Here is a 22,934-nt window from a genome sequence, read left to right on the forward strand (position 1 = left end):
ATCAATCTCCCGGCGAAGCATTCAAAACCGCATGGACGCAGCACCATCCGCTTCTCAGCCAATTCATCGGCCAGTTCGACACTCAGTCGAACTCTCACTGACTACAGATACGGAGCACAACCACATGACCATCAAAGTTGGAATCAATGGCTTTGGTCGGATCGGTCGCCTAGCGCTGAGAGCAGCCTGGAACTGGCCGGAATTCGAGTTCGTACAGATCAACGATCCGGCAGGCGATGCGGTAACCCATGCGCACCTGATCAACTTCGACTCGGTGCATGGTCGTTGGCACAGCGAAGCCAGCGCCGAAGGCGATAGCGTCGTCATCGACAGTAAGCGGATCAAAGTAACGACGAACAAAGCGATTGTCGACACCGACTGGTCGGGTTGCGATCTGGTGATCGAGGCCAGCGGCAAGATGAAAACCGTGGCGGTGTTGCAGGCCTACCTGGATCAGGGCGTCAAGCGTGTGGTGGTCTGCGCTCCAGTAAAGGAAAAAGGCGCGTTGAACGTCGTCATGGGCGTCAACCATCAGCTGTTCAAACCGGATGAACATCGCATCGTCACGGCCGCTTCGTGCACCACCAACTGCCTGGCGCCAGTGGTGAAAGTGATCCACGAAAAGCTGGGCATTCGCCACGGCTCGATCACCACCATCCATGACCTGACCAACACCCAGAGCATCCTCGATCAGCCGCACAAGGATCTGCGTCGTGCGCGTGCCTCCGGCATGAGCCTGATCCCAACCAGTACGGGTTCGGCCACCGCCATTGCCGAAATCTTTCCGGAGCTGCGTGGGCGCCTCAATGGTCACGCCGTACGCGTACCGCTGGCTAACGCTTCGCTGACGGACTGTGTCTTTGAAGTCGAGCGAGCCACCACTGTCGAAGAGGTAAATCAGTTCCTCAAGGACGCTTCCGAGAACGAGCTGAAAGACATTCTCGGTTTCGAGGAGCGTCCATTGGTGTCCATCGACTACCGTACTGACCCGCGTTCATCGATCATCGATGCGTTGTCGACCATGGTCATCAATGGCACCCAGGTCAAACTCTATGCCTGGTATGACAACGAATGGGGTTATGCCAACCGCACCGTCGAACTGGCCAAAATGGTCGGTCTGGCAGTCTAAGGAGCGGTCATGAAAGCGTTGTCAGCCCTCGCTCCGGAAGTGCGGCAGTACCTGCTCGTCACGGGCAATTACTGGGCCTTCACCCTCACCGACGGCGCATTGCGCATGTTGGTGGTGCTGCACTTTCACGCGTTGGGCTATAGCCCACTGCAAATCGCGGCGTTGTTTCTGTTCTACGAACTCTTTGGCGTTATCACCAACCTCGTGGGTGGCTACCTCGGCGCCCGTATGGGGTTGAACCGAACCATGAACATCGGGCTGGGCATTCAGGTCGCGGCGCTGCTGATGCTGACCGTTCCGGTAGCTTGGCTGACCATCCCTTGGGTGATGGGCGCTCAGGCACTGTCGGGAATTGCCAAAGACCTGAACAAGATGAGTGCCAAAAGCTCTATCAAACTCCTGGTCCCCAATGGGCAGCAGGGCAAGCTCTACCAGTGGGTGGCGATACTCACCGGCTCGAAGAACGCACTCAAGGGCGTCGGTTTCTTTCTCGGCGGAGCCTTGCTGGCGTTGATTGGTTTTAAAGGTGCGCTGCTGGCTATGGCCAGCGTCCTGACGCTGATTTGGATCAGCAGCCTGATCCTGTTGAAGAAAGACTTGGGCAAGGCCAAAGTCAAGCCCAGGTTTCGCGACATCCTGTCCAAGAGCCGGGCGATCAATATCCTCTCAGCAGCGCGGATGTTCCTGTTCGGTGCCCGCGACGTCTGGTTTGTGGTGGCCTTGCCGGTTTACCTGAGCAGTGTTTTCGGCTGGGACTTCTGGAAGGTTGGCGGTTTCCTCGCAGCTTGGGTGATCGGTTACGGCATTGTGCAGTCCTTCGCTCCGAACATTACCGGCAAGAAACGTGGGCACGTACCGGATGGTCGTGCGGCATTTCTATGGGCACTTGCCTTGGCAGGACTACCTGCGGCCATTGCGCTGGGGTTGAATGCTGGGCCGTCGCAACAGGTGGTGCTGTTGGGTGGATTGATGGTTTTTGGAGCGCTGTTCGCGGTGAATTCGTCGCTGCACAGCTACCTAATCGTGTCCTATGCCAAGGAAGAAGGGGTATCGCTGGACGTGGGCTTTTACTACATGTCCAACGCCATGGGCCGTCTTATTGGCACGGTGCTCTCAGGCTGGGTGTACCAGGTGTATGGATTGGAGGCCTGCTTATGGATATCGAGCGCTTTCGTGCTGCTCGCGGCCTTGATTTCTATCGGGCTGCCCAAGCATTCGGTGTAGAGCGACCTTTTCGTGTAATAAATGTCGCTCGGTGTCCTGAGAGGGGCGACAGCAGCCATTGCGCCTTTTTTTGTTTGTCCGTTCGTCCAATGCTTGGCACTTGCCAATACGTTGTCATCTCTCAAATACAAGCACGGACTTCCCGTGTATCAGAACGGAGAGCCAGCATGGACATTGATGAGAATGCTCCTGGAAATAAATCTCAGCAGGGCGTAACGGGCGGCACTGATAACGAAACAGGACATGATTCCAACGAGAAAGAACCTGAGGTTCCGCTGCCTCCAGACGACGAAGCGCCTGTCGATGAAGAAATGGCCGATGTGGATGCCACCAACTCAGTGTCGAGCGAGCATCCAGAGCCTTGACGCTTGCGTGTCGTTCATGAACCTGGCCCAAGCGCCGGTTTTTCAAGCCCGTTCATCAACTGGACTGCACCCCGCGCTAACGCAGAATTCAAATGTGTACGGCCCAGAAAAGCTGGACCTCAATTGCGAGGTGGGTATGTCCATTGATTCGAGTTTTGAAGATCAAACACAAGGTTCTGTTCCGTCCAAGCCTGAGCCAGGTTCCGAGGAGCCGCAGCGTCCTGATGATCCAGGCCAGCCCGATCCTTTAAAAAGGCCAAAGGACGAACGTCCTGAAGATTGGAGAGATCCGGCCGAGAGAAAACATGCCAGAGGCGGATGAAGAGACGTCGTCAGCTGACAATATGCAGTAACTGAGATAGCCCGACCGCTCCGGTGCACTTTCCCGTAATAGTGGTGTTGAGTGGCACCCAGGCAAGTGATTAATAGAAACGCGTAATTAAAGATTGACGGCAGATTCTGGAAGTCTATAATTCGCCCCACTTCCGGCGCAGTCGAAACGGAAAACTCCTTGGTAAACAATGAGTTATGCAGTTTTCGGCAGCGAGTTGCTTCAGTTCATCGAAGCCCAGAAGGAGTTGAGAGAGCAAGGTGGTTTGGCTCTTTTAACGATTCGATCTTCTCGGTCGAAAGCGGTGTAAAAGAGGTGTTGACAGCAGCGAGTAACGCTGTAGAATTCGCCTCCCGCTAACGAGAGATCGCAAGCGCAAGTGGTTGAAGTTGCAAAGGAAACTTTGAAAACTTCGAAAAATAACCGCTTGACAGCAACAGAGGCTGCTGTAGAATGCGCGCCTCGGTTGAGACGAAAGATCTTAACCAACCGCTCTTTAACAACTGAATCAAGCAATTCGTGTGGGTGCTTGTGGAGTCAGACTGATAGTCAACAAGATTATCAGCATCACAAGTTACTCCGCGAGAAATCAAAGATGTAACCAACGATTGCTGAGCCAAGTTTAGGGTTTCTTAAAAACCCAAAGATGTTTGAACTGAAGAGTTTGATCATGGCTCAGATTGAACGCTGGCGGCAGGCCTAACACATGCAAGTCGAGCGGCAGCACGGGTACTTGTACCTGGTGGCGAGCGGCGGACGGGTGAGTAATGCCTAGGAATCTGCCTGGTAGTGGGGGATAACGCTCGGAAACGGACGCTAATACCGCATACGTCCTACGGGAGAAAGCAGGGGACCTTCGGGCCTTGCGCTATCAGATGAGCCTAGGTCGGATTAGCTAGTTGGTGAGGTAATGGCTCACCAAGGCGACGATCCGTAACTGGTCTGAGAGGATGATCAGTCACACTGGAACTGAGACACGGTCCAGACTCCTACGGGAGGCAGCAGTGGGGAATATTGGACAATGGGCGAAAGCCTGATCCAGCCATGCCGCGTGTGTGAAGAAGGTCTTCGGATTGTAAAGCACTTTAAGTTGGGAGGAAGGGCATTTACCTAATACGTAAGTGTTTTGACGTTACCGACAGAATAAGCACCGGCTAACTCTGTGCCAGCAGCCGCGGTAATACAGAGGGTGCAAGCGTTAATCGGAATTACTGGGCGTAAAGCGCGCGTAGGTGGTTCGTTAAGTTGGATGTGAAATCCCCGGGCTCAACCTGGGAACTGCATTCAAAACTGTCGAGCTAGAGTATGGTAGAGGGTGGTGGAATTTCCTGTGTAGCGGTGAAATGCGTAGATATAGGAAGGAACACCAGTGGCGAAGGCGACCACCTGGACTGATACTGACACTGAGGTGCGAAAGCGTGGGGAGCAAACAGGATTAGATACCCTGGTAGTCCACGCCGTAAACGATGTCAACTAGCCGTTGGGAGCCTTGAGCTCTTAGTGGCGCAGCTAACGCATTAAGTTGACCGCCTGGGGAGTACGGCCGCAAGGTTAAAACTCAAATGAATTGACGGGGGCCCGCACAAGCGGTGGAGCATGTGGTTTAATTCGAAGCAACGCGAAGAACCTTACCAGGCCTTGACATCCAATGAACTTTCCAGAGATGGATTGGTGCCTTCGGGAACATTGAGACAGGTGCTGCATGGCTGTCGTCAGCTCGTGTCGTGAGATGTTGGGTTAAGTCCCGTAACGAGCGCAACCCTTGTCCTTAGTTACCAGCACGTTAAGGTGGGCACTCTAAGGAGACTGCCGGTGACAAACCGGAGGAAGGTGGGGATGACGTCAAGTCATCATGGCCCTTACGGCCTGGGCTACACACGTGCTACAATGGTCGGTACAGAGGGTTGCCAAGCCGCGAGGTGGAGCTAATCCCAGAAAACCGATCGTAGTCCGGATCGCAGTCTGCAACTCGACTGCGTGAAGTCGGAATCGCTAGTAATCGCGAATCAGAATGTCGCGGTGAATACGTTCCCGGGCCTTGTACACACCGCCCGTCACACCATGGGAGTGGGTTGCACCAGAAGTAGCTAGTCTAACCTTCGGGAGGACGGTTACCACGGTGTGATTCATGACTGGGGTGAAGTCGTAACAAGGTAGCCGTAGGGGAACCTGCGGCTGGATCACCTCCTTAATCGACGACATCAGCTGCTCCATAAGTTCCCACACGAATTGCTTGATTCATTGAAGAAGACGATAAGAAGCAGCCCGAAATTGGGTCTGTAGCTCAGTTGGTTAGAGCGCACCCCTGATAAGGGTGAGGTCGGCAGTTCGAATCTGCCCAGACCCACCAATTTTGTGTGGGAAACACCTGTAGAAATACGGGGCCATAGCTCAGCTGGGAGAGCGCCTGCCTTGCACGCAGGAGGTCAACGGTTCGATCCCGTTTGGCTCCACCACTACTGCTTCTGTTTGTTGAAAGCTTAGAAATGAGCATTCCATCGTGATGATGGTGAATGTTGATTTCTAGTCTTTGATTAGATCGTTCTTTAAAAATTTGGGTATGTGATAGAAAGATAGACTGGACGTTACTTTCACTGGTAACGGATCAGGCTAAGGTAAAATTTGTGAGTTGCTCTTTGGAGCAAGAATCGAATTTTCGGCGAATGTCGTCTTCACAGTATAACCAGATTGCTTGGGGTTATATGGTCAAGTGAAGAAGCGCATACGGTGGATGCCTTGGCAGTCAGAGGCGATGAAAGACGTGGTAGCCTGCGAAAAGCTTCGGGGAGTCGGCAAACAGACTTTGATCCGGAGATATCTGAATGGGGGAACCCAGCCATCATAAGATGGTTATCTTAAGCTGAATACATAGGCTTAAGAGGCGAACCAGGGGAACTGAAACATCTAAGTACCCTGAGGAAAAGAAATCAACCGAGATTCCCTTAGTAGTGGCGAGCGAACGGGGACTAGCCCTTAAGTGGCTTTGAGATTAGCGGAACGTTCTGGAAAGTACGGCCATAGTGGGTGATAGCCCTGTACGCGAAAATCTCTTAGTCATGAAATCGAGTAGGACGGAGCACGAGAAACTTTGTCTGAATATGGGGGGACCATCCTCCAAGGCTAAATACTACTGACTGACCGATAGTGAACTAGTACCGTGAGGGAAAGGCGAAAAGAACCCCGGAGAGGGGAGTGAAATAGATCCTGAAACCGTATGCGTACAAGCAGTGGGAGCCCACTTTGTTGGGTGACTGCGTACCTTTTGTATAATGGGTCAGCGACTTATTTTCAGTGGCGAGCTTAACCGAATAGGGGAGGCGTAGCGAAAGCGAGTCTTAATAGGGCGTCTAGTCGCTGGGAATAGACCCGAAACCGGGCGATCTATCCATGGGCAGGTTGAAGGTTGGGTAACACTAACTGGAGGACCGAACCGACTACCGTTGAAAAGTTAGCGGATGACCTGTGGATCGGAGTGAAAGGCTAATCAAGCTCGGAGATAGCTGGTTCTCCTCGAAAGCTATTTAGGTAGCGCCTCATGTATCACTGTAGGGGGTAGAGCACTGTTTCGGCTAGGGGGTCATCCCGACTTACCAAACCGATGCAAACTCCGAATACCTACAAGTGCCGAGCATGGGAGACACACGGCGGGTGCTAACGTCCGTCGTGAAAAGGGAAACAACCCAGACCGTCAGCTAAGGTCCCAAAGTTATGGTTAAGTGGGAAACGATGTGGGAAGGCTTAGACAGCTAGGAGGTTGGCTTAGAAGCAGCCACCCTTTAAAGAAAGCGTAATAGCTCACTAGTCGAGTCGGCCTGCGCGGAAGATGTAACGGGGCTCAAACCATACACCGAAGCTACGGGTATCACTTAGGTGATGCGGTAGAGGAGCGTTCTGTAAGCCTGTGAAGGTGAGTTGAGAAGCTTGCTGGAGGTATCAGAAGTGCGAATGCTGACATGAGTAACGACAATGGGTGTGAAAAACACCCACGCCGAAAGACCAAGGTTTCCTGCGCAACGTTAATCGACGCAGGGTTAGTCGGTCCCTAAGGCGAGGCTGAAAAGCGTAGTCGATGGAAAACAGGTTAATATTCCTGTACTTCTGGTTATTGCGATGGAGGGACGGAGAAGGCTAGGCCAGCTTGGCGTTGGTTGTCCAAGTTTAAGGTGGTAGGCTGGAATCTTAGGTAAATCCGGGATTTCAAGGCCGAGAGCTGATGACGAGTTACCCTTTGGGTGACGAAGTGGTTGATGCCATGCTTCCAAGAAAAGCTTCTAAGCTTCAGGTAACCAGGAACCGTACCCCAAACCGACACAGGTGGTTGGGTAGAGAATACCAAGGCGCTTGAGAGAACTCGGGTGAAGGAACTAGGCAAAATGGCACCGTAACTTCGGGAGAAGGTGCGCCGGTGAGGGTGAAGCATTTACTGCGTAAGCCCATGCCGGTCGAAGATACCAGGCCGCTGCGACTGTTTATTAAAAACACAGCACTCTGCAAACACGAAAGTGGACGTATAGGGTGTGACGCCTGCCCGGTGCCGGAAGGTTAATTGATGGGGTTAGCTAACGCGAAGCTCTTGATCGAAGCCCCGGTAAACGGCGGCCGTAACTATAACGGTCCTAAGGTAGCGAAATTCCTTGTCGGGTAAGTTCCGACCTGCACGAATGGCGTAACGATGGCGGCGCTGTCTCCACCCGAGACTCAGTGAAATTGAAATCGCTGTGAAGATGCAGTGTATCCGCGGCTAGACGGAAAGACCCCGTGAACCTTTACTATAGCTTTGCACTGGACTTTGAATTTGCTTGTGTAGGATAGGTGGGAGGCTTTGAAGCGTGGACGCCAGTTCGCGTGGAGCCAACCTTGAAATACCACCCTGGCAACTTTGAGGTTCTAACTCAGGTCCGTTATCCGGATCGAGGACAGTGTATGGTGGGTAGTTTGACTGGGGCGGTCTCCTCCTAAAGAGTAACGGAGGAGTACGAAGGTGCGCTCAGACCGGTCGGAAATCGGTCGTAGAGTATAAAGGCAAAAGCGCGCTTGACTGCGAGACAGACACGTCGAGCAGGTACGAAAGTAGGTCTTAGTGATCCGGTGGTTCTGTATGGAAGGGCCATCGCTCAACGGATAAAAGGTACTCCGGGGATAACAGGCTGATACCGCCCAAGAGTTCATATCGACGGCGGTGTTTGGCACCTCGATGTCGGCTCATCACATCCTGGGGCTGAAGCCGGTCCCAAGGGTATGGCTGTTCGCCATTTAAAGTGGTACGCGAGCTGGGTTTAGAACGTCGTGAGACAGTTCGGTCCCTATCTGCCGTGGACGTTTGAGATTTGAGAGGGGCTGCTCCTAGTACGAGAGGACCGGAGTGGACGAACCTCTGGTGTTCCGGTTGTCACGCCAGTGGCATTGCCGGGTAGCTATGTTCGGAATAGATAACCGCTGAAAGCATCTAAGCGGGAAACTAGCCTCAAGATGAGATCTCACTGGGACCTTGAGTCCCCTGAAGGGCCGTCGAAGACTACGACGTTGATAGGTTGGGTGTGTAAGCGCTGTGAGGCGTTGAGCTAACCAATACTAATTGCCCGTGAGGCTTGACCATATAACACCCAAGCAATTTGCTGACCCTTCTTTATAAATGAAAAGGGGCACCAGATTGCGGTGTGTGAAGACGATACAAAGTCGAAAATTCGAAACGAAACACACAAATCTATTACATACCCATTCGCTGGAGCGTGAACCGTAAGGTAAACGACCTGGCTACCGAATTTCTTGACGACCATAGAGCATTGGAACCACCTGATCCCATCCCGAACTCAGCAGTGAAACGATGCATCGCCGATGGTAGTGTGGGGTTTCCCCATGTGAGAGTAGGTCATCGTCAAGATTAAATTCCGAAACCCCTATCTGCGTATGCAGGTAGGGGTTTTGTTTTTGTCCGCGGGAAAGTGCGAACGGACATAGCCGGTACTTGATCGCATGCCGGCAGTTGCCAAGAAGCCCAACCTTTTCAGGTTGGGCTTTTTTTCAGGTCTGAAAAAGTGAATTCACTGATCCTTTTCGCAGTTCACCATCCACGACACACCAAATCGATCAACCAACATGCCGAAGCGAGCCGCCCAAAAGGTGGTTTCCAGTGGCATTTCAACCTTGCCACCATCTGACAATGCAGAGAACACCCGTTCAGCCTCCGCAATGCTGTCGACATTCAGTGAAACCGAACAGCCGCTCATTTCGTCAGTAGGGCGATCAGGTGTTGTGTCTGAGCCCATGATCGCCTGATCGCCCACTAGCAGGCGGGTATGGATGATCAGGTTGTGGTAGTCCGCCGGAAAGTGTTCGCGCGCGGGGCTTTCACCGAAGGTCATCATGACTTCGATCTGGCCTGGCAGGTTTTGGGCATAGAAGGTGAAGGCGGCTTTGCAGTCGCCGTTGAAGATCAGGTAGGGATTGATTTTCATGCTTTGCTCCCGTTAACGAGAAAGCGGAGGGAGGCTGAATTCACCTCAGGCTCCGCAGTGATTGGGCTCCCATTAGCAAAGCGTTAGAGGTGGTGACTGGCAGGAATTGTTTAGATGTTTTTTCTATTGAAGCAGCGTGGCTTATGGCTTTCGGTGCCAGTGTCGATTCGCGGTCACTGGGGAAATCGTCCTGGACCTCAAGCTGCTGCGCGTGGAGCCGAGGGACGCAGCAAACGTTCGATGGCTCCACTCACAAGACTCTCCAACAGCTCAACGTGCTCTCGCTCATCTAGAGAATGTTGCGCCAACCATCCGGGCGCACCGTTGAGTAAATTTGCGATTGCATGTCCGGCGGCCAGCAGACCCTGTTCACTGAAGCGGGACCGGGCGCCGAGCATCAGCAACAATTTGCGCTCGTATTGTTCGCGCAGTTGCCGAACCCGTTCCTGTTGCTCTTCATTCAGGCAGCCGCTGTCACGCTCTGCCAGACGAAAATGCCAGGGCATTTCCTGATGCAGGTTCAAATGCGCTCGGATAAGCGCTTGGAGTTTGTCACGTTTTGCCGGCGCCTTTTGCTCGATCCTCCCCAAGGTTGCCAACAGCTCTTCGTAGAACTCTTCGATCAGGTCGAGCAGCAAGTGCTGTTTGCTGGGGTAATGGTGATACAACGAGCCGGGAGCGAGTCCCAGGCAGGTCGCGAGCTCACGCATGCCGACCTGCCCGAAACCTTTGCAGGCGAACAGCTCCAGCACCTTGTCCCGGTACTCGGCAAAGCGCGAGCAACGCTCAGGCATAGGCATGGAAGCCACGCCCCGTTTTGCGCCCCAGATAACCGGCAGCGACCATTTCCTTGAGCAGTGGAGCAGGACGGTACTTGCTATCGTTGAAGCCGTCGTAGAAGGCTTCGAGGATCGCCAGCACGGTGTCGAGGCCGATCAGGTCCGCCAACGCCAGTGGCCCGATCGGCTGATTGCAGCCCAGGCGCATGCCGGCGTCGATATCTTCGGCGCTGGCCAGGCCTTCCTGAAACACCAGGATCGCTTCGTTGATCATCGGCACCAGAATCCGGTTAACCACGAAACCCGGACGGTTGCCCGCGGTGATCGCGGTTTTGCCGAGCGTGGTCGCCATGTCCAGCGCCAGGGCGTGGGTGGCGTCGCTGGTTTGCAAACCGCGAATCACCTCGATCAGGCCCATCACCGGCACCGGGTTGAAGAAGTGCAGACCGATGAAGCGCTCAGGCTGGCTAACGCTGGCAGCGAGTTGGGTGATGGACAGCGAAGACGTGTTGGAGGCAATCACGCAATCGTCGCTGACCTGCGCGGCGATCTGTTGCAGCACACGCAGTTTCAGCTCGAGATTTTCGGTCGCGGCTTCGATCACCAGTTGCACGTTCTGCAGGTTGCTGTAGTCGGTGCTGGTGCGGATCTTGTCGAGGGCGGCGAGTTTTTGCTCTTGCGTCAGCGTTTCCTTGGCGACCTGTCGATCAAGGTTTTTACCGACGGTTGCGACGGCCTTTTGCAGGGCGCTCTCGGAAATGTCGAGCAAGGTCACGTTAAAACCGGCCAAGGCGCAGACTTGCGCAATGCCATTGCCCATGGTGCCTGCGCCGATCACGCCGATGTTTTGCAGATTCATGTCCTGTCCTTCCGATCAAATCCCGCGATACCTTGGCCGCCGTAGTGGCCGAAGGCGTACTATTGGCCGCGAGTCTAGAGCCGGCAGGGCGGTTGTCCTATGCCGAAACTGTTCAACGGCACTGGTGTTTTTTGCCATTCGGGTGATGGGGAGAGAAGCGTTCACATGCGGGAAAAGGACTCGGTTTCTGCCTACTTCGTGCAGGCAATGATCCATGGGCTGGGAAACAATCCGCAACGTCAGAGGGCTGCGCTTGAACAGGCCGGCATCGATCCGGCGTTGATTACGCAGCCTACCGCTCGTATACCGGCGAGTGCGTTTGCCGCGTTGTGGCTGATTCAGATCCGCGAACTCAACGATGAATTCTTCGGGCTCGACTCCCATGGCATGCCGCCGGGCGGTTTCGCCCTGATCTGCCGGGCATTGATTCAGGAACCTGACCTGCACAAAGCCATGCGCCAGTGCCTGGCCAATTTCGCGCTGTTCCTTCACGATTTCCGCGGCACGCTGACAGTGCGCGGAAAACGTGCGGTGATCAGCTTGCAAAACCATTCGCCCAACAGCGACGTCAGTCGTTTGGGCGAGGAGACGTTTCTGGTGTTGATGATCAGTCTGCTCTGCTGGCTGGGGGGGCGGCGCATCCCCATCGACCGCGCAGATTTTCGCCATGAGCGTGTGTCGCTCAGCGATGACCGTTTACTCTGGGGACCGAACTTGACCTTTGGTGCCGAGCGCACCGAAATCGAATTCGCCAGTCATTATCTGCGTCTGCCGGTGGTTCAGGATCTGGCCTCACTGAAAGTGTTTTTGCGCACCGCGCCACAATGGCTGGTGATCCGTTTTCGTAATCAGCACGGACTGGCGTCGCAGGTCCATCAGCGCCTGCGTAACAGCCATTACAGCCAATGGCCAACCTTGCAGGCCTTCGCCCTGGAGCAACACCTGAGCCCTAGCACCTTTCGCCGAAAACTGGAGCGAGAAGGGTGTTCGTATCAGGAGATCAAGGACGAGGTTCGGCGTGGCGTTGCGTTTGAGCAACTGCGTCAGAGCAAGGCGAGTATCAGCGATATTGCCGAACAGCTTGGCTTTCAGGAGCCAAGCGCGTTTCACCGCGCGTTCAAGAAGTGGACGGGGGAAAGTCCGGGACGGTATCGGGCCCGGTATCAGGGGGAGCTCACTGAGTGAACCCCGTTCTTGATCGTTTCACTTCCTTACTCGACCAGGCGAGACGCGCGTTGCTACTGGTCTGGGCAACATCTCGCGGACTGTTTCTGGGATTGGTGCTGGCGACGCTGATCGCCGGTGTGCTCCCGGCACTGGCGGCCTGGTTAGGCCAGCGTATTGTCGATGCGGTCGTCACCGCCATGCAGTTACACGCACAACAGGGCAGTGCGCCGTTGTGGCCGGTCGTGCGTTATGTGCTGTTTGAAGCGGGCGTGCTCGCGTTGCTGTCCGGGACTCAACGGGCGCTGTCGGTTCAGCAATCGCTGTTGCGGGTGCAGTTGGGGCAGAAGGTCAATACGATGATTCTGGAGAAGGCCCAGACGTTATCGCTGGTGCAGTTCGAAAACTCCGAGTTCTACGACAAGCTGGTTCGAGTGCGCCGCGAAGCCTCGACCCGGCCGTTGGCGTTGGTGATGAAGTCGCTGGGGCTGATCCAGAATCTGATCGTGTTGCTCAGCTTCGGTGTGTTGCTGGTGCATTTTTCGCCTTGGGCTCTGGTGCTGCTGGTTATTGGCGCATTGCCGGTGTTCTTCGCCGAAGCGCATTTTTCCGGCGATGCTTTCAGACTGTTCACTCGTCGTGCGCCGGAGAGTCGACAACAGAATTACATCGAGACGCTGCTTTCCCATGAGGGCTACATCAAAGAGGTCAAACTGTTCGGTTTCGCGCCGCTGCTATTGCAACGTTATCGCGACACGTTCGCTCGGCTCTATGCCGAAGACCGGCGCCTGACGCTACGGCGGGATGGCTGGGGGTTTGTCCTCGGTCTACTGGGCACCGGCGCATTTTATCTGGCCTATGCCTGGGTCGTGGTCGATACCGTCCACGGCAACATCAGCCTCGGCCAGATGACCATGTACCTGGTGTTGTTCAAGCAGGGACAGACGGCAGTAAGCAGCAGCTTGAGCGCCATCAGCGGTCTCTATGAGGATGGCCTTTACCTCTCCAGTCTTTATGAATACCTGGCTGAACCAGTTGTGGCGGATACCGGCAACCTCACCATGGGCGCCGTGCCCGGTGATGGCCTGCGTTTCGAAAACGTCGGTTTCCGTTATCCGGGCGCCAGTCGCGCCGCGCTGGAAGGCATCGATCTACACCTTGTGCCCGGCCACAGTGTCGCGTTGGTGGGGGAGAACGGTTCGGGAAAGACTACGCTGATCAAATTGCTGACGCGGCTGTACCGTCCTGATCAGGGCCGCATTCTGCTGGACGGCAGCGATCTGCAAGCGTGGGAAGAAGACGCGCTGCGGCGGCGTATCGGGGTGATTTTTCAGGACTACATCCGCTACCAATTTTCAGTCGGCGAGAACATCGGCGTCGGTGACACCCTGGCGTTCAGCGATGAACAGCGCTGGCAGGAGGCCGCCGTCGCGGGCATGGCCGCACCCTTTATCGAGGGGCTGGATCGAGGGTATGCCACGCAACTGGGACGGTGGTTCGCCGGGGGCCAGGAGCTGTCCGGCGGGCAATGGCAGAAGATCGCGTTGTCGCGCGCCTACATGCGGCGCAACGCCGATATCCTGATTCTGGATGAGCCCACCTCTGCCCTTGACCCGGCAGCGGAAGCCGCGGTGTTCGAGCATTTCAGTGAGCACACCGAAGGCCGGATGACGTTGTTGATCTCTCACCGGTTTTCCAGTGTGCGCAATGCGGACCACATCATCGTGCTGGACCAGGGAGCGATCCTTGAACGGGGCGATCACGACAGTCTGGTGGCTGCGGGCGGACGCTATGCGCAGTTGTTTGATTTGCAGGCGCGCGGTTACCGATAGAACTCAAGATTCCTGAGAAACCCGATCCACGCCCGGCCCGGCCACCTGGGATGGTTTTGTTTTGATCAAGCCGTCGAGCGCCTGGCGATACTGGGTACCGCCCCGGCTCATGCTGTTGTTGTGCGTACCACCGGGCACCAATAACAGGTGTTTGGGTTCGTTGGCGGCATTGAACAACTGCTGGCTGAATCGCGATGGCATGAACGGGTCGGCCAGGCCATGGACCACCAGCAACGGCACGTTGATGTCGACGATCTTGTCGATGGAATCGAATTTCTGCGACAGCAGCCAGCGCACCGGCAACCATTTCACTGGCAGGTTGCTGTCGGCCACTTGCGCCACGGCATCGCCCAGCGAGGTGAAAGTGGACTCGATCACCAGGCCGCGTACCGGCACCACGCCATGCTCCTTTTTCGCCTGTGCGGCCAGGTTCGCCGCCAGGTCGATAGCCACCGCACCGCCCAGGGAATGGCCGTAGATCAGGCGCTTGTTGGCATCCGGTTGCATCTTGGTGAAACGCTCCCAGGCAGCTCGGGCGTCTTCGTAAACACTGGCTTCAGACGGCAGATCCCCCTTGCTCTGGCCAAACCCTCGGTAGTCGATGGCCAGCACCGAGTAGCCCATGGCGCGCAATTGCTCAATGCGCGACGCATGGCCCGTCAGGTTCCAACGCACGCCATGCAGGTAGAGGATCGACGGGGCGTCGCGACGCGCGGCCGGCCACCACCAGGCATGCAGACTTTGCCCCGACTTGAAGCTGGCGGGCTTGATGTCGAATTCCTGAACATCTTGCGGCAGGCCGCGATACCAACCCGCGTTGCCCGGCTCGATACGAAACAGCAGCTCGCGCTCGGTGTACTTGAGCACGCCGCAGCTCACCGGCAAGCCGACGATCAGCACGGCCATGCACAGCAGCGGCAGCCAGCGTCGGCGCAGACGAGTGAGAAGGGAAGAGGGCATGGATAGGACCATCAGCTCAGACATGAAGCTCGCTTTTTAACAGAAAGCGATCCAGGCGCAGTGAGTTTTTCGACAGTCGTACGGGCGCATTTGATGCAAATTGCTGCAACGCGCCGCTGTACCCAAAAGGACTAACCAGTGGCGAGGGGTTTACCCCCGTTGGGTTGCGGCGCGAACCCAGAGCCTGCAACCGCAGCCATTCAGGCAAATCAGAACCGCTGAGGCCATTAACTATAGTTGCCGAACAGCAACGCGTTCGCGACGCCCGGATTACAAGTTTTCAACAAAGACTGAATGGGGTTTTTCGAAACCCTGATCTAGACTCGTGCCGGTCAACGAAGACCCCAGCCTGGAGCGCGCAATGGAAATGCCGACAAAAGAAAAAGCCATCGCCAGCAACCGCGATGCCTGGAATGACTCTGCCCGACACCACAAGGACACCCCCGAATGGCAGGCCCGTTTGACGGCGGTCAGCCACCGGGATTTTTGCTGCATGGACGACACCCTCCGAGGTTTGCTGGAAGAGGTCGGTGTCGCCGGCAAAGACGTGGTGCAACTGGGCTGCAACAATGGCCGCGAAAGCCTTTCGTTGTTTGCGCTGGGTGCCGGCAGCGTCACCGGCGTCGATCAGTCCGAGGCGTTCCTCGATCAGGCGCGGGAACTGGCGTCACGCTCGCCCCATGCGCCTGAGTTCATCGAGGCAGACATCCATCACTTGCCGACAGAACTTCATGGCCGTTTCGACGTGGCCCTGATCACCATCGGCGTATTGAACTGGATGCCGGACATCGCTGAATTTTTCCGCCATGTCGCCCAAACCCTCAAGCCTGGCGGCAGTCTGGTGGTATATGAAACCCACCCTTTCCTCGAAATGTTCGACCCCGAGTCCATCGATCCGTATCGGCCCGACAGCTCGTACTTTCGCAGCGAACCTTTTGTGCAGGACCAGCCGATCGTCTACGAAGGCAAAGTCGATCAACAGGCCGCGACGTCCTACTGGTTCGTCCACACCTTGGGCGCGATCTTCACCGGCGCCATTGGGGCGGGATTGCAGATCAGTCACTTCAAGGAGTACCCGCATTCCAACCGCGAGGAACTCTATGATCGGTATGAGCAGCAGACGGCGCAGCTGCCGTTGTGTTTTACGTGGGTGGCCGTGAAGCGATAGGTTTCAGGCATTTCGCGGTGCCGCTACCGTCCGCTATCCTTGCTCCACGCACATCGAACGGTTTCCCCCATGCTTTCGGTCCAAGGCGTCTTCAAAAGCTACGCCACTCCCCAGGGCCCGCTGCCGGTTCTGCAAGGTGTCGACCTCATCTTGAAACCCGGCAGCAGCCTGGCGTTGATGGGGGAGTCGGGCAGTGGCAAGAGCACCTTGCTGCACCTGATTGCCGGGCTGGACAAGGTCGATCGCGGCAGCATCCGCAGCGGCGAGCATCGGCTGGAGCAGATGAGCGAAGGGCAACTGGCGAACTGGCGGCGGACCGAAATCGGCCTGGTGTTTCAGCAGTTCAACCTGATTGGCAGTTTGCGCGTGGAGGACAATCTGGCCTTCCAGGCGCGATTGGCGGGACGCCATGATCCGCGCTGGCAGGCGCATCTGGTGCAACGCCTGGGCTTGGCTGATTTGCTGCGGCGTTATCCGGAACAGCTGTCCGGCGGCCAACAGCAACGGGTCGCGCTGGGCCGGGCCCTGGCGTCGCAGCCAAAACTGCTGCTGGCCGACGAACCCACCGGCAGCCTTGATGAAACCACCAGCGATGAGGTCTTGAAGTTGTTGCTGGAGTTGCTCGACGATAGCCCCACCACTTTGTTGATGGTCACCCACAGCCCGCGGGTCGCCGCGCGGCTGGCGGAAAAAGTGGTGCTCCACGGTGGTCGTCTGGCCGGCGCGGACGAGCGCTGAAGTGCCGGTCTTTCGCGAGACGCTGCGGGCGCTGCTCAGTCATTGGCGGCAGCACCCGGTGCAATTTTTCAGTGTGCTGACCGGGCTCTGGCTCGCCACCAGCCTGCTGACCGGCGTGCAGGCGCTGAACAGTCAGGCGCGGGAAAGCTATGCCCGGGCCAGTCAGCTGATCGGCGGTGAACCCCAGGCCAGCCTCAGTGCGCCCAGTGGCGCGACTTTCTCTCAGCAAGTGTTTGTCGACCTGCGTCGTTTGGGCTGGCCGGTGTCGCCGGTCCTGCAGGGGCGGGTGACGCTCAAGGGGCATGACGACCAGCGCTTGCAGTTGATGGGCATCGAGCCAGTGTCGCTGCCCGCCGGTTCCTCGGTGGCGGGGCAGGCGTTGCCGATCGAGCAGGTTGTCGTGTTTTTCAGCCCGCCGGGCAGCACTTGGATTGCGCCGCAGACGTTGCAGGCACTGGGTCTTAACGAGGGCGAACGCCCGCTGACTTTGAGTGGTCAGGCATTGCCGCCGCTGCATGCTCAACCCGATATGGCCCCCGGTGTGTTGCTGGTGGACATCGGCTTCGCCCAGCAGATTCTCGGTCTGCCGGATCAGCTGTCACGCCTGCTGCTGCCGAAGGATTTCACCGCGCCGCTGCCTGAGCAATTCAAGGGTCAATTGCAGCTCAAGACCAGCGGCGAAGAGAACAATTTGGCGCGCCTGACCGAAAGCTTTCACCTGAACCTCGATGCACTGGGTTTTCTGTCATTCGTGGTCGGCCTGTTCATCGTCCACGCCGCGATCGGTCTGGCGCTGGAACAACGCCGTGGCTTGCTCAGAACCCTGCGTGCCTGCGGCGTCAGTGCACGGATGTTGATTGCCTGTCTGGCGGTTGAACTGGGTGGGCTGGCGTTGATCGGCGGACTGGTCGGCGTCGCCAGCGGCTACCTGCTGGCCAGTGTGCTGTTGCCGGATGTCGCCGCGAGTCTGCGCGGTTTGTACGGCGCCGAAGTGGCGGGGCAACTGAGCCTCAGTCCGTGGTGGTGGCTCAGCGGCGTCGGCCTGAGTCTGTTGGGTGCGTTGTTGGCGGGGGCCAACAGTTTGTTGCGGGCCGCACGCCTGCCGTTGCTGGCCCTGGCCGACCCGCAAGCCTGGCATCAGGCTCACGCGCGCTGGTTGCGACGTCAGGGATGGGTTGCCGTGATTGCTGCGATGGTCGCAGTGCTGGCGTTGATCTTTGGCGACAGCCTGAGCAGTGGCTTCGTGCTGATGGCGGCACTGTTGATCGGCGCTGCGCTGGCGTTGCCGGTGGTGCTCAACTGGGTGTTGAACCGGGTGCTGCACCGCAGTCGATCGGTGCTCGGCCAATGGTTTCTCGCCGACTGCCGCCAGCAACTGCCGGCCCTGAGCCTGGCACTGATGGCGCTGTTGTTGGCACTGGCGGCGAACATTGGAGCGGGCAGCATGACGGCCGGTTTTCGTGAGACTTTCAGCGATTGGCTCGAACAACGCCTGACCGCCGAACTGTACGTCAATCCGCGCAATCCGGCCCAGGCCACAGAGTTGCAAACCTGGCTCAAGCAGCAACCAGGACTCACCGCCGTGCTGCCCAACTGGCAAGTGTCGATCCAGTTGCAAGGCTGGCCGGCGGACGTCTTCGGCGTGATCGATCACCCGACCTATCGCCAGCATTGGCCGCTGCTGGAAGCCTTGGGCGACAACCCTTGGGACCGACTGGCCAAGGACGACGCACTGATGCTCAGCGAGCAACTGGCCCGCCGGCTGAAGGTGCGCCTTGGCGATCATTTGACGATTCCCACACCAAACGGCACCTGGTCGCCACGGATCGTCGGCATCTACGCCGATTACGGCAATCCCAAAGGCCATATTCTGGTCAACGTCGACCATCTGCTGCGCGGCTGGCCGCAGTTGACCCCGAACCGCTTCAATTTGCGCATCGACCCGACGTTGATCCCTGATTTCCTGACCGCGCTGCAAACCCGCTTCACGCTGGAGGACAGCCGCATCGTCGACCAGGCCCGGCTCAAGGGCTGGTCCACGCAAGTGTTCGAGCGCACCTTTGCCGCGACCGCCGCACTCAACAGCCTGACCCTCTGTGTGGCGGGCGTGGCGCTGTTCATCAGCCTGTTGACGCAAAGCCAGAGCCGCCTCGGGCAACTCGCCCCCTTGTGGGCGCTTGGCGTGACTCGCCGGCAATTGATGTTGCTCAATCTCGGCCAGACCTGGTTGTTGGCGGTGCTGACCCTGGTATTGGCGTTGCCGTTGGGGATCGCATTGGCGTGGTGCCTGGATACGGTGATCAACGTCCAGGCCTTTGGCTGGCGCTTGCCGTTGCGGGTGTTTCCGCTGCAGCTGTTGCAGTTGATGGGGTTGGCGCTGTTGGCGACGTTGTTGGCGTCGGCGTGGCCGCTGTACTCGTTGTACCGCACGCAACCGGCGGATCTGCTGAGGACGTTCGCTCGTGAAGATTAAGGTCGGTGTGTTGCTATTGGCGTTGTTGAGCGGCTGCGATGACTCGGCGCCTGTCGAGAAAGGTTTCGCCGGTCTCGGCAAGCAAGCGGCAGCATTCACCCCGGTGGTACCCGGTCGGGAGTTCAGCTTTCCGGAGGATCACGGTCCTCATGACGGTTTTCGCATCGAATGGTGGTACGTCACCGCCAACCTCAAGGACGATCAGGGGCGCGAGTTCGGCGCGCAATGGACGCTGTTTCGCAGCGCCTTGAAAGCAACGCCCGAGGTCGCTGGCTGGGGCAATCAAATTATCTGGCTTGGCCATGCGGCCGTGACGTCGGCGACGGTGCATCACGCCGCCGAACGTTACGCCCGTGGTGGCGTTGGTCAGGCGGGCGTGAGTCTCGCGCCGTTCAACGCGTGGATCGATGATTGGCGTTTCAGCAGTCAGGCTTCCGACCCTATGGCGGATCTTCAACTCAGCGCCCGGGACAAGCATTTTGGCTATCAATTGCGGCTGAGCTCCACGGGTCCCTTGGTGCTTCAGGGCGACAAAGGCTTCAGTCAGAAGTCCGAACAAGGGCAAGCGTCGTACTACTACAGTCAGCCGTTTTTCCAGGCCAGCGGCACGCTGCAAATCGACGGCAAAACCTATCGAGTCAGTGGCCCGGCCTGGCTCGACCGGGAATGGAGCAGCCAGCCCCTGACCGCCAACCAGACAGGCTGGGACTGGTTTTCCCTGCACCTGGACAGCGGCGAACAAGTCATGCTCTACCGCATGCGGCACAAGGACGGCGCGCCTTACCTCACCGGCACATGGATCGACGCTCAGGGCCAGACGCAGCTACTGCATGCCGCCGATATCAGCCTCACACCGCAAGACACCGCCAACGTCGCCGGACGTTCGATGCCGGTGCGCTGGTCGATCAAAATCCCCGACAAACATCTCGACATCACGATCAGCGCACTCAATCCCAATGCGTGGATGGCTTTGCGCATTCCCTATTGGGAAGGTCCGGTGCAATTGAGCGGCAGCCATGGTGGGCAGGGTTATCTGGAAATGACCGGGTATTGAGTCGGAACTCTCGGTAGAGCGATAGCCTCCTAATTCTAGAAGCCCGTTCACAGGAGACCGCCATGAGCGAAGACCTGAAACCGCCAGACCTTGATTCGTGGCAGCGTCTGTTCGAGGACAAGGCCTACTGGCAACAGTCCCCTGACGCCCATTACGTCGAACTGCTGCGGGTAGCAGACGACTTGCTGGGGCAGGGCGCCATTGACCTGGAACAATGGCAAGACTTGAAGGCCAAGGCGGATCAATCCCATAAAGATTCGCCTGCCGTGAATGTTGCCCATGAGGTTGACGATCCCGAAGCCTGAGGAGAACCCCCGATGAAACCAACTCCCACTGAGCACCCTGACGAACCGCGGCCACCGGGTGAAGTCGAGCGCGATAACGACGCCCTGCGCCCGACCGATCCGACCTGGCGCGAGGAAAGCGGCAAGGGTACAGAGAGCGGCGAATCCACTGCACAAGAAACTGCGAACACTCCCTGATCAGCGTCTATGCTCATCTGCACAAAGGGCGCTGGACGGTGGTCCAGCGCTCTTTGCTGCCTCCAATTCACAGGGAATGCATCGCTTATGAAACTTCATGCACTGACTAAAGCCATCACCCTCGCGACCTTGTTGTCTGCCGCCAGCCTTGGCGCCATGGCTGCGGACATTCCGCTGTCTGCCGTCGTGGTTGCCGATCAGGTCGTCACCAAAGTCGTCTCGGTCGATGCTGCCAAACATCAGGTGGTTCTGGAGGGGCCGGAAGGTCGTCAGGTCCATGTGCAATTGACCGACAAGGCCAAAAACCTCGGCAACCTGAAAGTCGGCGACCAAGTTGATGTCAAGGTGACTAGCGCTGTCGCCGCCTACCTCGACACCGATATCGACAAAGGCCTGCCAGGCACCGTCGAACGCGCGGGTGAAGTCCGTGCAGCCCCCGGCAGCGACAACCCGGGTGGCGAAGCCTACCGTCAGGTGCAGGTCCAACTGAAAATTTCCAAAATCGATGTGAAGAAAAACCAGGTGACCTTCGAAACCCCCGCTGGCGAATCCAAGACTGTCGACGTTGTAAGACCCGAAGTTCAAGCGAAATTGAAAGATCTGAAAGTTGGGCAGAGTGTCGTTGTGACCTATACCGACATATTGACAGTGACCAGCAAGCACGAAAGTTGAGTATTAACTCTATATATCGATTGTTCTTGTGCAACTTTTTTGTATAAGAACAATCAATTTTGATGGTCTAACTGGTGAGTTCTGATGATCGGTAAAAATAATATTTGGACCGACATTTAATCGAAAGTTGTTTCGATAAATTTCATGTTTATATACGCGGACATATTCGAAAACTTCCATTAAAATACTTCCCGTTCGCCCAGTGTCAGGGCTCTTTACCGGTGCATGGATTGCCAGGCCATTACACTGGGCGAACACCTTATCGAGGTTCGATACACTTCTCCCGCAAGCAATACGCTGTTTCGCTGAACTCCCCCCGATTGCCATGTCGCTTTCTCAAGCACACCACCAAACTTATCCGCAAGCGCGGTTATGCAGGCGTCTGTGGGGGTTAAGTACGAGGTTGAGGAAAGTTTGCTGACTTGAAATACATGAAACGGGCAATCATTAGATCGCCCGTTTTTTTGAGGGCGCCGGGTGGAAAATTTTTCATGGTGAAGCGCTTGAATCAACGGAACCGCAATGCGGCATTTGCATGCCGTGATGATATTCGGTCTGTCAAAACTGCTCGCTGAGACTGCTGCGCCAGTATTGCAACACTATTGACGGTTCAGTTCCGTCACTGGACCAGCAAGGTGAAAACTCTGGAAGGACAGAAACAACATCGACCAGCAGAGCTGGCCGATGCTTGAGACGGTCAGCCTGAGTCAGACGACCGGTTGACGCCAGTCATCGGAACCCGAAGTACCGGATACTTCGTGGGTCCAGGTGATTTTGCGGTAGGTGAATTGCACTTCTTCCAGGTGCGTGAAGTGCGAGTTCGACGGATCCTGGCAGTTGTGCATTTTGTTGTTGATGGCGACGATGATCGCGTCTTCCAGTTTGGTGGTGTAGTAGTGCTCTTGGGTACCTTGAGCCGAAGTACGGTACCACTGGATAACGATTTCGCTCATGCGCTCGCCGGAGGTCAGAGCGGCTTGCAGCAGTGGCGAAGCCTTGTCGTAGACCTTGGTGATCACGACTGGCTTGTGAACGCGCTGACCGGTCGGTTGGCCGGACTGTGGGTCACGCGGGATGATCACGTCGTGGCTGAAAGCCTGAACCATGACCTGGTCTTCGTGACCTTCCTGGTAGGTGTTGCCAACCGAGTCGGCAGTAAATGCGCCGGCAGTGATCAGACCTTGTTTCTCGCCAGTGACGGACATGTACGCGGGTGTAGCCATGGATGTGCTCCTTGCTAAAGTTAAGG

18 protein-coding genes, 2 tRNA genes and 3 rRNA genes are annotated in these 22,934 nt (G+C 56.7%); 18 read left to right on the top strand and 5 right to left on the bottom strand.

The features are described 5' to 3' along the window. Positions 1-124 precede the first annotated feature (124 nt). The 9 genes from PFAS1_RS22300 (at position 125) to rrf (ending at position 8,930) form a co-directional block, all read left to right on the top strand. Positions 125-1,129: an ArsJ-associated glyceraldehyde-3-phosphate dehydrogenase gene (locus PFAS1_RS22300; protein WP_076030542.1), complete on the top strand. Its 1,005-nt coding sequence runs from the start codon at positions 125-127 to the stop codon at positions 1,127-1,129. A 9-nt stretch (positions 1,130-1,138) separates the two neighbouring features. Beyond that, the gene (arsJ, locus tag PFAS1_RS22305) at positions 1,139-2,353 is read left to right on the top strand and encodes an organoarsenical effux MFS transporter ArsJ (protein ID WP_076030543.1); all 1,215 of its coding nucleotides are present in this window, start codon (positions 1,139-1,141) and stop codon (positions 2,351-2,353) included. Between the two features lie 167 nt (positions 2,354-2,520). Further along, a complete protein-coding gene (locus PFAS1_RS22310; RefSeq protein ID WP_074875509.1) occupies positions 2,521-2,718 on the top strand; it encodes a hypothetical protein in 198 nt (65 codons plus the stop codon). 16 nt (positions 2,719-2,734) lie between these two features. Then, positions 2,735-3,040, top strand: a complete 306-nt coding sequence (locus PFAS1_RS29590) for a hypothetical protein (protein WP_156886744.1) — start codon at positions 2,735-2,737, stop codon at positions 3,038-3,040. Positions 3,041-3,701: 661 nt separating this feature from the next. Then, positions 3,702-5,240: ribosomal RNA gene (locus PFAS1_RS22320) — 16S ribosomal RNA — on the top strand. Positions 5,241-5,322: 82 nt separating this feature from the next. Beyond that, positions 5,323-5,399, top strand: a tRNA-Ile gene (locus tag PFAS1_RS22325). 30 nt (positions 5,400-5,429) lie between these two features. Next, positions 5,430-5,505: transfer RNA gene (locus tag PFAS1_RS22330), tRNA-Ala, on the top strand. A gap of 248 nt (positions 5,506-5,753) precedes the next feature. Then, positions 5,754-8,645: ribosomal RNA gene (locus PFAS1_RS22335) — 23S ribosomal RNA — on the top strand. A 169-nt stretch (positions 8,646-8,814) separates the two neighbouring features. Beyond that, positions 8,815-8,930: ribosomal RNA gene (gene rrf / locus PFAS1_RS22340) — 5S ribosomal RNA — on the top strand. The 16S, 23S and 5S rRNA genes sit together here with 2 tRNA genes alongside, the layout of an rRNA operon. A 160-nt stretch (positions 8,931-9,090) precedes the next feature. Here rrf and PFAS1_RS22345 read toward each other — a convergent pair. From PFAS1_RS22345 to PFAS1_RS22355, 3 genes are all read right to left on the bottom strand, one after another. Next, complete coding sequence (locus PFAS1_RS22345) at positions 9,091-9,504, bottom strand: VOC family protein (protein WP_076030544.1); 414 nt, start codon at positions 9,502-9,504, stop codon at positions 9,091-9,093. A 197-nt stretch (positions 9,505-9,701) separates the two neighbouring features. Further along, positions 9,702-10,304, bottom strand: a complete 603-nt coding sequence (locus PFAS1_RS22350) for a TetR/AcrR family transcriptional regulator (protein WP_076030545.1) — start codon at positions 10,302-10,304, stop codon at positions 9,702-9,704. Then, positions 10,291-11,142, bottom strand: a complete 852-nt coding sequence (locus PFAS1_RS22355; RefSeq protein ID WP_076030546.1) for a 3-hydroxybutyryl-CoA dehydrogenase — start codon at positions 11,140-11,142, stop codon at positions 10,291-10,293. Before PFAS1_RS22355 ends, PFAS1_RS22350 begins: the two co-directional genes overlap by 14 nt. Positions 11,143-11,307: 165 nt before the next feature. Between PFAS1_RS22355 and PFAS1_RS22360 the strand changes: the two genes are divergently transcribed. Together PFAS1_RS22360 and PFAS1_RS22365 are read left to right on the top strand one after the other, a co-directional pair. Further along, entirely contained in the window at positions 11,308-12,327 is a 1,020-nt protein-coding gene (locus PFAS1_RS22360; protein ID WP_076030547.1) for an AraC family transcriptional regulator, read from the top strand. Beyond that, positions 12,324-14,138, top strand: coding sequence for an ABC transporter ATP-binding protein (locus tag PFAS1_RS22365; RefSeq protein ID WP_076030548.1), 1,815 nt, complete (start codon positions 12,324-12,326; stop codon positions 14,136-14,138). The genes PFAS1_RS22360 and PFAS1_RS22365 overlap by 4 nt, the downstream gene beginning before the upstream one ends. 3 nt (positions 14,139-14,141) lie before the next feature. Here PFAS1_RS22365 and PFAS1_RS22370 read toward each other — a convergent pair whose 3' ends face one another. After that, a complete protein-coding gene (locus PFAS1_RS22370; RefSeq protein WP_076031575.1) occupies positions 14,142-15,098 on the bottom strand; it encodes an alpha/beta hydrolase in 957 nt (318 codons plus the stop codon). 361 nt (positions 15,099-15,459) lie between these two features. Here PFAS1_RS22370 and PFAS1_RS22375 point away from each other — a divergent pair, with 361 nt between their 5' ends. The 7 genes from PFAS1_RS22375 to PFAS1_RS22400 all read left to right on the top strand — a co-directional run bounded on the left by PFAS1_RS22375 (position 15,460) and on the right by PFAS1_RS22400 (position 21,685). Next, a complete protein-coding gene (locus PFAS1_RS22375) occupies positions 15,460-16,266 on the top strand; it encodes a class I SAM-dependent methyltransferase (protein ID WP_076030549.1) in 807 nt (268 codons plus the stop codon). A gap of 69 nt (positions 16,267-16,335) precedes the next feature. Then, entirely contained in the window at positions 16,336-17,004 is a 669-nt protein-coding gene (locus tag PFAS1_RS22380; protein WP_076030550.1) for an ABC transporter ATP-binding protein, read from the top strand. A 1-nt stretch (position 17,005) separates the two neighbouring features. Beyond that, on the top strand, positions 17,006-19,477 hold the full coding sequence (locus tag PFAS1_RS22385; RefSeq protein WP_076030551.1) for an ABC transporter permease: 2,472 nt from the start codon (positions 17,006-17,008) through the stop codon (positions 19,475-19,477). Next, positions 19,467-20,531, top strand: coding sequence for a lipocalin-like domain-containing protein (locus PFAS1_RS22390; RefSeq protein WP_076030552.1), 1,065 nt, complete (start codon positions 19,467-19,469; stop codon positions 20,529-20,531). Before PFAS1_RS22385 ends, PFAS1_RS22390 begins: the two co-directional genes overlap by 11 nt. A gap of 62 nt (positions 20,532-20,593) precedes the next feature. Next, positions 20,594-20,836 (top strand): hypothetical protein, encoded by a 243-nt coding sequence (locus tag PFAS1_RS22395; protein ID WP_074875544.1) that lies wholly within the window; start codon positions 20,594-20,596, stop codon positions 20,834-20,836. 12 nt (positions 20,837-20,848) lie between these two features. After that, on the top strand, positions 20,849-21,013 hold the full coding sequence (locus PFAS1_RS29775) for a hypothetical protein (RefSeq protein WP_198044922.1): 165 nt from the start codon (positions 20,849-20,851) through the stop codon (positions 21,011-21,013). Between the two features lie 87 nt (positions 21,014-21,100). Next, positions 21,101-21,685 carry a hypothetical protein gene (locus tag PFAS1_RS22400; protein WP_076030553.1) on the top strand — a complete coding sequence of 195 codons (585 nt, stop codon included), beginning with the start codon at positions 21,101-21,103 and terminating at the stop codon, positions 21,683-21,685. A gap of 707 nt (positions 21,686-22,392) precedes the next feature. On the opposite strand, the gene PFAS1_RS22405 is transcribed toward PFAS1_RS22400, so the two are convergent. Beyond that, positions 22,393-22,908, bottom strand: a complete 516-nt coding sequence (locus PFAS1_RS22405; RefSeq protein ID WP_076030554.1) for an Hcp family type VI secretion system effector — start codon at positions 22,906-22,908, stop codon at positions 22,393-22,395. Positions 22,909-22,934: the final 26 nt, after the last annotated feature.

It is taken from the genome of Pseudomonas frederiksbergensis (assembly GCF_001952935.1).
GTDB lineage: Bacteria > Pseudomonadota > Gammaproteobacteria > Pseudomonadales > Pseudomonadaceae > Aquipseudomonas > Aquipseudomonas frederiksbergensis.

What these genes read in the sequence shown, in the direction of transcription:
- arsJ (WP_076030543.1), top strand. Translation starts at nt 1,139, where the DNA reads ATGAAAGCGTTGTCAGCCCTCGCTCCGGAAGTGCGGCAGTACCTGCTC.
- PFAS1_RS22300 (WP_076030542.1), top strand. Translation starts at nt 125, where the DNA reads ATGACCATCAAAGTTGGAATCAATGGCTTTGGTCGGATCGGTCGCCTA.
- PFAS1_RS22350 (WP_076030545.1), bottom strand. Translation starts at nt 10,304, where the DNA reads ATGCCTATGCCTGAGCGTTGCTCGCGCTTTGCCGAGTACCGGGACAAG.
- PFAS1_RS29775 (WP_198044922.1), top strand. Translation starts at nt 20,849, where the DNA reads ATGAAACCAACTCCCACTGAGCACCCTGACGAACCGCGGCCACCGGGT.
- PFAS1_RS22405 (WP_076030554.1), bottom strand. Translation starts at nt 22,908, where the DNA reads ATGGCTACACCCGCGTACATGTCCGTCACTGGCGAGAAACAAGGTCTG.
- PFAS1_RS22395 (WP_074875544.1), top strand. Translation starts at nt 20,594, where the DNA reads ATGAGCGAAGACCTGAAACCGCCAGACCTTGATTCGTGGCAGCGTCTG.
- PFAS1_RS22400 (WP_076030553.1), top strand. Translation starts at nt 21,101, where the DNA reads ATGAAACTTCATGCACTGACTAAAGCCATCACCCTCGCGACCTTGTTG.
- PFAS1_RS22370 (WP_076031575.1), bottom strand. Translation starts at nt 15,098, where the DNA reads ATGCCCTCTTCCCTTCTCACTCGTCTGCGCCGACGCTGGCTGCCGCTG.
- PFAS1_RS22375 (WP_076030549.1), top strand. Translation starts at nt 15,460, where the DNA reads ATGGAAATGCCGACAAAAGAAAAAGCCATCGCCAGCAACCGCGATGCC.
- PFAS1_RS22360 (WP_076030547.1), top strand. Translation starts at nt 11,308, where the DNA reads ATGCGGGAAAAGGACTCGGTTTCTGCCTACTTCGTGCAGGCAATGATC.
- PFAS1_RS22380 (WP_076030550.1), top strand. Translation starts at nt 16,336, where the DNA reads ATGCTTTCGGTCCAAGGCGTCTTCAAAAGCTACGCCACTCCCCAGGGC.
- PFAS1_RS22310 (WP_074875509.1), top strand. Translation starts at nt 2,521, where the DNA reads ATGGACATTGATGAGAATGCTCCTGGAAATAAATCTCAGCAGGGCGTA.
- PFAS1_RS22355 (WP_076030546.1), bottom strand. Translation starts at nt 11,142, where the DNA reads ATGAATCTGCAAAACATCGGCGTGATCGGCGCAGGCACCATGGGCAAT.
- PFAS1_RS29590 (WP_156886744.1), top strand. Translation starts at nt 2,735, where the DNA reads ATGAACCTGGCCCAAGCGCCGGTTTTTCAAGCCCGTTCATCAACTGGA.
- PFAS1_RS22345 (WP_076030544.1), bottom strand. Translation starts at nt 9,504, where the DNA reads ATGAAAATCAATCCCTACCTGATCTTCAACGGCGACTGCAAAGCCGCC.